The sequence below is a fragment of the Vampirovibrio chlorellavorus genome (assembly GCF_003149375.1).
Lineage (GTDB): Bacteria > Cyanobacteriota > Vampirovibrionia > Vampirovibrionales > Vampirovibrionaceae > Vampirovibrio > Vampirovibrio chlorellavorus_B.
The window spans coordinates 164080-176881 of record NZ_QFWH01000006.1 but is presented as its reverse complement, the minus strand read 5'-3'; the positions used below and the strand labels follow the sequence as shown (position 1 = coordinate 176881).

Below are 12802 nucleotides of genomic sequence, written 5' to 3'. Positions count from 1 at the left end.
TGAGATGAGGGCGAACGGACGTTTCTCCTCCCGCCGGGGGGGGGGAATGCCCAATAATTTCAATAATTTCAAGACCCGTTGGCATTAATGCCGGTTAGTGGCGGGCGTTATGAAATGAGCAGGTGGTAATCGTTCACCCGGTTGCCGTGGAGTTGGCCCAGCAACTGGAAACGTTCCATTTCCAGGGCTTGCAGTCGCTCAATGATTCCAGCCTCTTCCGTGGACTGTTCCGGCAGGGCCTTCAGGACAACAGAACACTCTTCCAGAGCCTGTTCAATGGCCTGCAAATTGCGTATCTGTTCCGTGGACCAGTCTTTGCCCCGCACGTATCCCATCAGGGCCAGTCTGTTTTCCCTGTCTTTCAGGGTTTTAGACCGGGTTTTAGCGTGGGGTTGGGTCAGCGGCGTTTTTTTTTCGGACGTGGCGGCGGTTTTGGTGGCAGCCACCTTGCCAGCTTTCTTTCTGGGCATAACAGGACACCTCTCAATGCCATTAGCAGGTTTTTCTTTTTTCAAATTTGCGCTTTCTATATACAATAAAAACAAAAAATCAATCCGGATTGACCCAGCCGGACGAAAGCGCAGGCCGGGCAGCACGAGCAGCCGGGATTTTCCGGGACAGGGCGGCTTCCGGAATCACAGCCTACTCCACATGAAGGAGATTGCGCCCCCCGAGGCCCAAAATCAGACCATGCCGGAGCGTCCCGACGTATAATGGACATGCCCCCTGCCGGGATCGGACTTTCAGGGGAGACGCCATAAAACATCCGGCAGCCATTCGGGCCGCCCTGCTGTGGATGGTCCACCCAGCACCATGAAGCCTGGGCCACCATCGGGCCATGCCGATTGTCAATAGTTTGATAAAATAATAAATACAGACAAATAACCCGTTACAAGATTTGTAAATCTTTCAACACCCGGGCCTCAAGATTTTCATCGTCCTGCCGAAGCCGATTGAGTGAACTTAAACAACGAGGGAACAAGACCCAATGACTGACATGAACGGTTTTAACCCCGATAAGAAACTGGGCGCTCATTTTACGCCCGGTAGCAAACAAAAAAAACAGGAAGCCCCTGAAACCGGCACGTCCGCAGCCGGTGAGCCGGGCGATCCGTACGCCGATCTCAAAATCACGCCCGACCGAATGCTCGATCTTTTGGCCGCACAGGGCAAATCTCAACATATGCACGCCCGGCTGGGGGGCAGCCCGTCCAGTGTTGAGCGCGCCATGGACAGCTTTATGGGCACCATCAGCCCGGAAGGCCACAGCCTGATGAGCCGCATGCTGGAGCAAACGTTCCTGCAGGAATTCGGAAAAAAGCCATCCCCGGCCATGCTCCAGGAAATTCTGGACAATTATCTGGTTGGTCAGCCCGTCATTCAAAATAGCTGAAGCCACAGTCCAATAGCCCAAAAAGCCCGGTTCACGGACTCGGGCTTTTTGTCTGCCCGCTGTGAAGCGGCGGTTTCCAGCCTGCCGCTCCGAAGCGGGCGGTGCCATCCAACCAGCGGATTGTGACTTTACTGTGCTTTCGGTCTCTAGTATGATTAAGGGAGTGCGATCAGGCAAACGTTATAAAAGAGAGTCAATTTTGAGCTGTGGACAGGGTGTTTACATTGTATGGATGCCAGACGGCACACATGTTCTGCGTCATCCACGCCAAATCCCCAGCACAGACCGTGGCTTCCCTGAAACACCACAGTTTTTATTAAAATCATCAGAAATGGCGAGAGAGGTTTACCCCATTGAGTGCTACATCTGAAAAAGAATCCGCAAGCGGCCAAAAATCGACCGGGCGTGCTGACAAAATTTTAATCGTCGATGATGAAGCCAGCATTCGCAGGATTCTGGAGACCCGCTTCAAGATGCTGGGCTTTGACACCGCTACCGCCGCTGATGGTGAAGAGGCCATGGACGTTTTCAACAAATTCCTGCCCGATATTGTGGTGCTGGACATTATGATGCCCAAAATGGACGGCTATGGGGTCACCAAGGAAATTCGAAAACAGGCCGACACCCCGGTCATCATTCTGACCGCCCTGGGCGATGTGGCCGAGCGCATTACCGGTCTGGAACTGGGCGCCGATGATTACGTGGTCAAACCCTTCAGCCCCAAGGAACTGGAAGCCCGGGTCAAGTGCATCCTGCGGCGGACGACCAGCAAAAGCGGCGGAACGCCCGCAGCCAGCAAGGAAACCAACAACGTGGTGGCCATTGGTCACCTGAAGGTGGATTTGAACAAGCGCCAGGTTTTCAAGAAAAATGAGCGGGTTCGCTTGACCGGTATGGAATTCAGCCTGCTGGAACTGTTGGTCAACAACTCCGGCAAGCCTTTCTCTCGCGGGGAAATTTTGCAGCACGTCTGGTCCTACCCGCCGGATCATCGCATTGATACCCGGGTCGTGGATGTGCATATCAGCCGCCTGCGCTCCAAGCTGGAAACCGATATCAGCAACCCGGAGCTGATTCTGACCGCGCGCGGTATCGGCTACATGTTCCAGAAAATCGATTAGGTCAGGAGGGACTGGCCCACACCGGCTGGCCCCCTGTATTCCCTTTCCTGCGAAATTCCTGGAAAACCTGAATAAAAAGACCCGGAACAGAGACAGTCATCAGGGCTCAATTTGCGTTACAATGGAAAAGTACAATACCAGAGCTGTTGCTCGCTGTTTGGTAGAGCGTATTCAGCTCCCGGCAAGATCAAGATGAGATCAAAGCATAATCAGTGCGAATAAGAATCGGATGAGGCTTGGTTCAGGCGCATGGCGTTCCTAGTACTACAGGAGTTAAATCCACTGTCCGCTAAAAAAGTAAGCGCTGTTCTCTTTCTGGGCTTGCTCTCGGTGCTGTGTCTGGCCGGATGTCGCAGCGATCGGGTCAGTGTCGATCCCAAAGACCCTAACGCGCCGCAGTACGCCTACCGCAAGGACGAACTGGCCCTGTTGCAAATGGCCGCCGATGACATTCAGGAACTGGAGCGAAACAAGCGGTACGGCGTTATTTACGACGACTACGCCAGTGAAGCGTTTAAAAAGGGCGTGGGTCGCCGCCAGTTTATGATTATGACCAACTGCGTGGAGAGTTTTCTGGGGGATTTGGAAGAGTACGACCGCAATGAAATCGGTTTTCGCCGGGAGTTTTTGAAAGATAAATCCGGCAAGGCAGACCCTCAGCGTTTCCTGGATGTACTGAACCGAAAAGTACAGCGTGGGTTGGGGAGTATGGAAGAGCAGCTGGTATTTGTGCCCAATGGGCTGAGCTTTCAACTCAACGGCCTGTACTGGATCGCCAAGGACAAGGCCTTTTTACAGTGCATGGCCCAAAGCAGGGCCCTGGATGCCGCCACCGCCCCCAAGCCGGAACCGACCGCGGAGGCTGTAACACAAACGCAAACGGAGACGGCCGGAACACAACCCACCGCATCCACCAATGGGGCCCCAGCCACAGACAGCCAGCAAGCGTCCACCAACGCCCAAGTCAACAGCCCAGCCGTTTCGGAAAGCAAACCCGCTTCGGCCCAGACCGGTGCAGGGGGCCCAGTACCGGCCGCCACGCCCAGCCCAGTTAATACCCCGTCCGTTCAGCCCATGAGACCCGCAGAAATTAAAAAGGCCCCCTTGAACGCCCGTCCCGCCGGGGCTGGCGCCGTAGTGGATCAACGCCCGGTGGTGCCCAAATCCGCCGCCGAGAAAAAAGCGGAAGAAGAGGCCAAAAAACGCCGTCTGGAGCTACAGGAAGAGCCCGAAAATCAGGTGACGGTCCCCCTGCCCATCAGCCCCGGCTCCGACGATTAATCCATCCCCCCGCTTCGTCGGGCATTCAGCCCTGCCGTTGGGCGATTTAGCCTGCCGGGGAATTCAATCTTCGGCTGCCCAAGGCTAGAATTGAGGAACCGGCCACAGGGGGAGGGTATCATGGAAATTACCAGCGTCTTGAATTCAAAACTGAACATTGCCCATCGGGTTTTGAGTGAACTGATTCAGGATTATTCCAGGCTGGATGACACCCAGCGCATGGAGAAATCCAATACCATCATGGATGAAATTTACAGCTATGTGCAAATCAAGGAAAATTTACTGTTCCCCTTTATCCAGGAAAAAGGACTGTACAACGATTTAATTGCCCGCTCCGCAGCGGTGGATCAGGATATTAATCGCATTATCGAGCTGTCCATTATGATGCACGTGGATGAACCCAGCGGGGAATATTATCACAACATGATCACCTTGCGCGATTTACTGGAAAAGGTTGAGCGTGTGGATGGTGAGAGCGTTTTCGCCTGGATTCGGGAATACCTCACGGAAGAGGATCAGTATTACATTACCAGCCACCTTAAAAACCAGATGACGCACGAGTCTGTGTCCTCTTCGGGCATGACCATCTACTGATCCGTCAGCGGACACCCCTCTTTTTTCCGGCTCACCGTCCTTATGCTAATCCACCCCGTTGTCAAACACAGCCCGACGGGTAACCCATCGCTAGACACTCGACTAATTGAAATTCAGGGCCAAAAATTTTTCAATAGAAACATACCAATCGAAAACCAAAGATGGTTTGGGGGATGTATCAGGAATGACAGGCAGCGAACGCGCCAGTTAACAGTGACCCGGTTAACAGTGACTACACGCAATTATCCAGGGCCATTTTGACCGTTTGATTCAAACACCATTCTGGTCAAACAAACAAAATTGAATTGGCAAGCAACGGCCATGATGAGGACTTTCGCAATCCCGTTGACCTGAGGCGAAATCCATCAACCCCGTGATGCTTGGCCACAGATTTCTTTTGGGGATCTTATCGAGCCGGTTTCCGGCTCTTTTTTTTGGCCTGTGTTGACGATACGCACTCCAGGCGCATTTTAAGCAAAACCGCCCCTGCCGCATGCAAGTCAAACCTGAACAATCAGTCAGTAGAGTAATAGGGCCCAGCCAGGAATTTTTTTATAATAAACAACACTGTCACCAAATGGAACACGGCATGCGATTTCAAAATCTCCCCTCCTCCCTGCAGGCTTCGGCAAAACCGGCGCTTCACGCCCGTTTAACAAACAAAGCCGCCCCGTCCAGGTATGCCTTTGGCCCCAGGGTCCATGCAAGTCGCAATTGCGTTGAGTTTAAATTGTGGGCGCCCTCGGCCCAAAGCGTCGCGCTGGTACTGCCCACATCCCGGGAATTGCCCGCCTCACAAAACGACTCCCCCCGCTTGCCCATGCAACGCCAATCAGGCGGCTGGTACACGCTGGAAGTCCCCAATACCGGCCACGGTACCTTGTACCAGTTCCAGATTGACGATCACTGGCTGGTGCCGGACCCGGCCTCTCGCTATCAACCTGCCGACGTGCATGGGCCCAGTCAGGTGATTGATTTCACCAATCTGCCGCGCTTGCATTCGGAATGGAAAAATCGTCCCTGGGAAGAGGCCGTTGTCTATGAGCTGCACGTGGGCACATTTACCCCCAAGGGCACATTTCAGGGAGTCATAGAAAAACTGGATTACCTCAAAAATCTGGGCATCACGGCGATTGAACTGATGCCCATCGCCGAATTTCCGGGACAACGAAACTGGGGGTATGACGGGGTATTACCCTATGCCCCGGATAGCGCGTATGGAACGCCCTCTGACTTAAAAGCGCTAATCAACGAGGCTCATTGCCGGGGACTGATGATCATTCTGGACGTGGTTTACAATCACTTTGGGCCGGATGGCAATTACTTGCACACTTATGCCCAACCGTTTTTTACCGACAAATACCAAACGCCGTGGGGAGCGGCCATCCACTTTGAAGGCCCCCCCGAAGTCCGGCAATTTTTTATTGAAAACGCCCTGTTCTGGCTGAAGGAATACGGCTTTGATGGCCTGCGACTGGACGCGGTGCATGCCATTCAGGACAGCTCCCCCCACCCCTTTCTGGAAGCGCTGAGCGATAGCGTTCAAGAGACCCTACCCCGACCCATTCACCTGATTCTGGAAAATGATGATAACCGTTCCCGTCTGCTGGAAACCGGGTATCAGGCCCAATGGAACGATGATTTCCACCATGCCGCCCACGTGATTGCCACTGGTGAAACCGGCGGCTACTACCAGGATTATGACACTGCCGGTAGCGGACGCTCCGCCATTGCCCACCTGGGTCGTTGTTTGGCGGAAGGCTTTGCCTATCAGGGGGAACCCTCTGCCTATCGCCGTCATGAGACACGGGGAGAGAACAGCAGCCATCTGCCGCCCACCGCGTTTGTCAATTTTTTACAGAACCACGATCAAATCGGCAATCGGGCCTTTGGGGAACGCCTCGCCCAATTGGCTCCCCCCGCAGCCCGGTTAGCCCTTCTGGAATGCCTGCTGCTGGCCCCCGCCCCTCCCTTGCTCTTTATGGGAGAGGAATGGGGAACCGAGCAGCCCTTCCTCTATTTTTGCGACTTTGAGGGCGATCTGGCCCAACAGGTGCGGGAAGGACGCCGTCAGGAGTTTGCCCGCTTCCCGGCTTTTGCCGATCCAGCCCTGCGAGAGGGCATTCCCGATCCCAACGATCTGCAAACCTTTCAGAATTCTTGCCTGAACTGGTCCGAGACGGAGCAAGAGCCGCACCTGTTTTGGCTGAAACACTATACCCGGTTGCTCACGCTGCGGCAGGAGAGACTGGTTCCCCGCCTGCCGGATTTTCGGAAGGGGGCACCGACACCCCATGGCTATGAAGTTTTTGAAACATGCGGCCTTCAGGTGCGCTGGGCGCTTTCCGGCGGTCAATGCTGGCAGTTAACGGCCAATCTGGGAAGCCGGACGTTGACAGTCCCGCCAAACATTTTCCATAATCTAGTAACGGCAGGGCTTGACTGCGTTTATCACTCCGAGGCCAATGCCGCAAGCGTTTTAGAAACTGGCCAGATGCCGGCGTGGTTCGTGATTTGGCAAACAGGATAGGCAGTAATGGAAACCATGATTCATCAAAACAACGTCCGCAGCCTGGCGCAAGCCTACGGCATCCAGTTGGAGTGGCAGGACATCTGGGGCAACACCCATCCGGTCACGGACGATATGTGCAAGGCCATCCTTTCGGCCATGGAAGTCCATACCAACACCCAGGAAAATATTGACGCCGCTTTTGAACGCCTGCAATACGCCACCGTGGCCCGCTGGCTGGAGCCCGTGCAGGTGGTTTCCGAAACAGAGGCGGCCATTGCCATTGTATTGAACATTCCCCACACCCAGACGGAACACACCTTCCACTGGACCCTGACCCGGGAAGATGGTCAGGTGCAGCAAGGTGAGGTGGTGCCCATTCATCTGCCCCACCTGGGCGATGTAGAATTGGCCGTGCAACACGACAAGGTGGTGCGTTACAAGTTCATGCTGACCGGCGATCTGCCCATGGGCTATCACCGCTTCGGTTTAAGCAAAGCCTCGGGTGAACCCGCCGTGGAAATGCTGCTGGTGGTCACTCCCAGCCGTTGCTACCTGCCGCCCATCCTGCAGGACGAACCCAATCAACCGCTGAAAAAAATCTGGGGCCCGGCTGTGCAGCTGTACGCCATTCACTCCAAACGCAACTGGGGCGTGGGAGACTTTGGGGACTTAACCCGGATTGTAGACTGGTGCGCCGAACAAGGGGCGGCCATTGTGGGCCTGAACCCGCTGCATGCCCTGTACCCTCACAACCCGTCTCATGCCAGCCCCTACTCCCCTTCCAGCCGACTGTTTTTCAATGTGACCCTGCTGGATGTAACCGGTATTGCCGATTTTGAGGAATCCGCCCCGGCACGGCAACTGGTTCTCAGCCCGGATTTTCAGGCCGCCTTGGAGCGTCTGCGTGAAGAATCCATGGTGCCTTACGCCGAAGTGGGACAGCGCAAGCTGGATGTCCTGAAACTGCTTTACCAGAACTTCCGGGAAAATCATTGGGCCCAAAATACCGAACGGGCCAAGGCCTTTGCTCAGTATATTCAGGCGCAGGGAAAACTGCTGGAGCGTTTCGCGCTCTTCCACGCCCTGCAAGAGCGCTTCCACAAGGAAGACGCCAGCATCTGGGGATGGCCGGTCTGGCCGGAAGCCTACCGCAGCCCGGAAAGCCCCGCAGTTCAGGAATACCTGAAATCCAACGGCGAGCAGGTCGCTTTTTACCAGTATCTGCAATGGCAAATTGATCTCCAACTGCAGCAGGCGGGTCAGCGTTGCCTGGAAAAGCAACTGGGCGTAGGCTTGTATATGGACATGGCCGTGGGCGTGGATCGCGGTGGCGCGGATGTGTGGGCCAACCAGCACCTATTCGCCCAATCCAGTGCCGTGGGCGCTCCGCCGGATGAGTACAACCAGAAGGGTCAGGACTGGGGCCTGCCCCCCATGATCCCCGAGAAAATGCGGGAAGAAGCCTACGAATCGTTCATTGGCATGCTGCGCCAGAACATGAAACACGCCGGGGCGCTGCGCATCGATCACGTGATGGGCCTGATGCGCCTGTTCCTGATTCCGCCGGGCCTGCCACCATCCCAAGGGGCTTACATTCATTACCCGGTGGATGAACTGTTCGGCATTCTGGCCCTGGAAAGCCAACGCAATCGCTGCATGGTCATTGGCGAAGACATGGGCACCGTGCCGGAAGTGGTGCGGGATCGCATGGATCGCTGGGGTGTGTTCTCCTACAAGGTGTTTTACTTTGAAAAGAATCATGATCACTACAAAGCGCCGGAAGAGTACCAGTCCAACGCCGCTGTGGCCGTCAGCACCCACGACTTGCCCACTCTGAGTGGTTTTTGGCAAGGTCAGGACATTACCGTTCGCACGGCGCTGGATTTATACCCCAACCCGGAATTGCGGGAGCGGCAAATTAAAGACCGGGTCATGGAACGCATGGCCATTCTGAATTTGCTGGAACAGCGCGGCTTGCTGCCGGAAGGCATTAATGCGGGCCCCCTGTCCGCCCCCATGATGACCCCGGAGCTGTCGGCGGCCATCCACCGGCTGGTTTCCCAGACCAATTCCAAGCTGTTTATGGTGCAGTTTGAGGACATGTTGCAGCAGATTGATCAAATCAACCTGCCCGGCACCACCGATCCGGTCTATCCTTGCTGGAAGCGTAAAATTACGCTTCCGCTGGAAGAGTATGGAACGGACCACCGGATTTTAAGCGTCTGTCAGGCCATTGCCACCGAACGACCCAAAACCTGGAAGGGCGATATTCCTGAGGCGGAGCGCAAAAAAAAAGCCTAGGAAGCTCTGCCGTAAGTATTCCCACGGCGACTTACCGGTTCCAGTTTAACCGGGAGTTCCGGTTTCAGGACGCCATTGCCCTCATTCCCTATCTCAAGCAACTGGGCATCAGCCATTGCTATGCCTCTCCGCTGCTGCAAGCCCGGGAGAACAGTCCTCACGGCTACGATATCAGCAATCACCAGCAACTTAGCTCGGAGATCGGAAGCTACGAGGAATTTATCCAGCTGGCTTCAACGCTGAAGGCGGAGGGGATGTCCCTGATTCTGGACATTGTGCCCAACCACATGGGGGCTGCCCAAAACAATCCGTGGTGGATGGATTTGCTGGAAAACGGCACTTCCTCCCTGTACGCCGATTATTTTGACATCGACTGGCATCCGCTTACGGAAGACCTGAAACACAAGATTTTGCTGCCCATTCTGGGAGATTCCTATGGTCAGGTCCTGAAGAACGGCGAGCTGCAGCTGCGGTTTGACCCCTCTACCGCCCGCTTCTGGCTGGACTATTACGAACACACCATTCCGGTAAACCCGGTGTCATATCCTCTCATTCTGGGGCAACGCCTGGAGGTGCTGGAGGCCCGACTGGGGCAATCTAACCCTGCCTTTCTGGAATATCAGAGCATTATGACCGCCTTTGAGCGCTTGCCCATAGAAACCGAAGGCTGCTGGGAAAAGAAAGAAGAGCGCATCCGGGAAAAGAATATCAGCCTGGGGCGTTTGCTGGCCCTGGGCAACAGCACGCCTGACATATTCAATTTCATTCAGGAAACCTTGCAGGACTTTCAAACCCGCCTGCCAGACATCACCAACCAGAACCGATTGCACCGTCTGCTGGAAATGCAGGTTTACCGCCTCTCCAACTGGCGGGTGGCCAGCGATGAAATCAATTATCGGCGTTTTTTTGATATCAATGACCTGGTCGCCCTGCGGGTGGAAGATCCCCGGGTGTTTGCGGAAACCCACGCTCTCATCCTGCGACTGATTGAAGAAGGCTGGATCAGCGGCCTGCGCATTGATCATCCCGATGGACTGTATGACCCGGCCGCCTATTTTCACCAATTGCAAATAGAGGCCGCCAAACGTCTGAATGTGTCCCTGGAACCGGATTTGCAACTGGGCGATCCACGGTTGCCCTTGTACGTAGCCATTGAGAAAATTCTGGCCCCCTATGAGCGATTGCCTCAAAACTGGCTGGTACAGGGTACCACCGGATACGAGTTTGCCAACACCGTCAATGGCTTGTTCGTACAACAAGAGCATGAAAAGGAAATGACCCGCATTTATGAAAAAACGCTGGGGCATCCCATCCACTTTGAATCACTGGTCCACGAGTGCAAGAAACTGATTATGCGCACCACCCTGAACAGTGAACTGGGGGTGCTGACCCAGCAGTTGTACCGGCTGTGTAAACAGAACTGGCGTTCCCGAGACTTTACCCTGCACAACCTGCGCAGCGCCTTGATGGAAGTGGTGGCCTGCTTCCCGGTCTACCGAACCTATGTAACCCACGAGACTCTCAGCAAGAAGGACGGCGAATACATTGACTGGGCCATCAATCTGGCCAAACGCCACAGTACGGCCATAGACTCCAGCATTTACGATTTTCTGCACTCCATCCTGCTGCTGGAAGCCCAACTGGAGCATCTCACGGAGACGCAGCCCCCAGGTGCAGCAGATGCGCGCAGGGTCTCGTCCACCACTACCCCGGAAGTCACCGAGGCCTCCCGATTTCGGGCTGCGGTTTGCCATTTCGCCATGAAATTTCAGCAGTACAGCGGCCCGGTAATGGCCAAGGGGCTTGAGGATACCTCGTTTTACCGCTACAATCGCCTCGTTTCTCTCAATGAGGTGGGTGGGGAGCCCACGGTTTTTGGCATTTCGGCAGCTACTTTCCACTATCGCAATCAGCAGCGATTGCAACGCACGCCGCATACCCTGCTAAGCACCACCACGCACGATACCAAGCGCTCAGAAGATGTGCGGGCCCGCATCAGCGTGTTGTCGGAAATGCCGGAAGAGTGGCAAAAGCATCTCACCTCCTGGCGTCGCATCCATCGGCATTTACTGCAAAGGCCGGGAGATGATGTGGTGGCCCCCTGTCCCAACGATGAGTATCTGTTTTACCAAACCCTGCTTGGCATTTGGCCTTTTGAAAACCCCAAAGAAGAGGAAAGGGCCCAGTTGGCGGAACGCCTGGAGCAATACATGTTAAAAGCGGCCCGCGAAGCCAAGCGCCATACCAGCTGGATCAACCCAAACCATACCTATGAAACGGGGCTACAAGCCTTTATTCGGGGCGTGGTATTAAAACCCTCACCGCTGTTTATGCGCAGCTTTCTGCCTTTTCAGCGGCAAATCGCCCGGCTGGGGCAATTTAACGCCCTCTCTCAAACCCTACTGAAACTGACCTGCCCCGGCGTGCCAGATCTGTATCAGGGTTGCGAACTGTGGGATTTAAGTCTGGTGGACCCGGACAATCGCCGCCCGGTGGATTATGCCGTGCGTCAGGCCCAACTGGCACAGCTCCGCCCACTTCTGGAGGCCCCGGATGCCCATACCCTGCAAAAGCCGCTGGATGAAATCGTCCGGGACATGAGCGATGGGCGCATTAAACAGTATCTCATCGCCAAGGTCCTGGGGTACCGTCAGGCCCATCCAGCCTTATTTCAGCAAGGTCATTACCTGCCTCTGGAGGTCAGTGGCATTTACAGCGATCACGTGGTGGCATTCGTACGCTGGCTGGAAGGGGAGGCCGTCATTGTGGCTGTGCCTAGATTAAATACCTGGCTGGGCCTGCGCAAAAGCGGACAGCCCTGCGGAAAGCGGGTCTGGAAGAATACTCAGCTCTTGTTGCCGGACTTTCTGCAGAACCGACCCGTTACCAACCTGCTGACCCTGGAGCCATTGGCACCGGTGAACCATGATGCTCAAAAGGCCCTCAATCTGTCGGACGTCTTTAAGGACTTACCGGTGGGCTTTTTGAGATTGGGTTAAAGCAGCTCTGGCAAATCAATCCTGCGTTCCGGCTTCGGCGATTTTTTGAGCCTTCTGCTTTTTGCGGGCCATCAGGACCTGCGCCTGCCCCATCAGCGCCTGTGCTTTGGAGGCCACCGCGCAATCTTGTCCGGACGGATCCCCCGGAGCCAGGGCGGCGTTCCGCACCTGACAATAGCTTTGGTAAGAGGCTTCCGGATTGCTGGGATCCAGGGGTGGAATTTTTATGGGCACATGGCCACCCACAGCCACCCCATTGCTGTCAAAATCGATGTGAATACCACCGCCCAAGCTCCCTGCGGCGGACTGATGCGCTTGTTCATGGGAGAGAATCTCCGCGTAGCGCTGGGCCTTGAATTGCTCAAAGGCAGCAGAATCCTTTCCCTTGGGCTGGATCGACTGGGCACTATCCTTCCCTGGGGATTGCTGACCCGGTGATTGCGCGGCGGCATGCGGCACTGGCCGGGCCCAAAGCGATTGATGACAAACCGAGAGTCCCAAAGGTCACCCCTTCCATTCAGAACCTGAACTTAAGTAAAGCTATTTTAAATCATGAAGCGACTATCTAGCCAGCACTTACCCTGCTAAAAGTTAAGATTTA

Annotated in this window: 9 protein-coding genes; 7 read left to right on the top strand and 2 right to left on the bottom strand. The window is 55.1% G+C overall.

Annotated features, from left to right (window positions below):
* Positions 1-107: 107 nt before the first annotated feature.
* Positions 108-470, bottom strand: coding sequence for a hypothetical protein (locus DF283_RS09390; RefSeq protein WP_303674534.1), 363 nt, complete (start codon positions 468-470; stop codon positions 108-110).
* 518 nt (positions 471-988) lie between these two features.
* On the opposite strand from DF283_RS09390, the gene DF283_RS09385 reads away from it, so the two are divergent.
* The 7 genes from DF283_RS09385 (at position 989) to treY (ending at position 12201) form a co-directional block, all read left to right on the top strand.
* Positions 989-1393: a hypothetical protein gene (locus tag DF283_RS09385; RefSeq protein ID WP_303674533.1), complete on the top strand. Its 405-nt coding sequence runs from the start codon at positions 989-991 to the stop codon at positions 1391-1393.
* 353 nt (positions 1394-1746) lie between these two features.
* Complete coding sequence (gene rpaB, locus DF283_RS09380; protein WP_303674532.1) at positions 1747-2514, top strand: response regulator transcription factor RpaB; 768 nt, start codon at positions 1747-1749, stop codon at positions 2512-2514.
* A 249-nt stretch (positions 2515-2763) separates the two neighbouring features.
* Complete coding sequence (locus DF283_RS09375) at positions 2764-3795, top strand: hypothetical protein (RefSeq protein ID WP_303674531.1); 1032 nt, start codon at positions 2764-2766, stop codon at positions 3793-3795.
* A gap of 120 nt (positions 3796-3915) precedes the next feature.
* Positions 3916-4389, top strand: a complete 474-nt coding sequence (locus DF283_RS09370; protein ID WP_303674530.1) for a hypothetical protein — start codon at positions 3916-3918, stop codon at positions 4387-4389.
* Positions 4390-5005: 616 nt separating this feature from the next.
* The gene (treZ, locus tag DF283_RS09365) at positions 5006-6919 is read left to right on the top strand and encodes a malto-oligosyltrehalose trehalohydrolase (RefSeq protein ID WP_443083013.1); all 1914 of its coding nucleotides are present in this window, start codon (positions 5006-5008) and stop codon (positions 6917-6919) included.
* 6 nt (positions 6920-6925) lie between these two features.
* On the top strand, positions 6926-9202 hold the full coding sequence (gene malQ / locus DF283_RS09360) for a 4-alpha-glucanotransferase (protein WP_303674528.1): 2277 nt from the start codon (positions 6926-6928) through the stop codon (positions 9200-9202).
* Positions 9203-9219: 17 nt separating this feature from the next.
* Positions 9220-12201 carry a malto-oligosyltrehalose synthase gene (treY, locus tag DF283_RS09355; protein WP_303674576.1) on the top strand — a complete coding sequence of 994 codons (2982 nt, stop codon included), beginning with the start codon at positions 9220-9222 and terminating at the stop codon, positions 12199-12201.
* A gap of 15 nt (positions 12202-12216) precedes the next feature.
* On the opposite strand, the gene DF283_RS09350 is transcribed toward treY, so the two are convergent.
* Positions 12217-12702 (bottom strand): putative metalloprotease CJM1_0395 family protein, encoded by a 486-nt coding sequence (locus DF283_RS09350; RefSeq protein WP_303674527.1) that lies wholly within the window; start codon positions 12700-12702, stop codon positions 12217-12219.
* Positions 12703-12802: the final 100 nt, after the last annotated feature.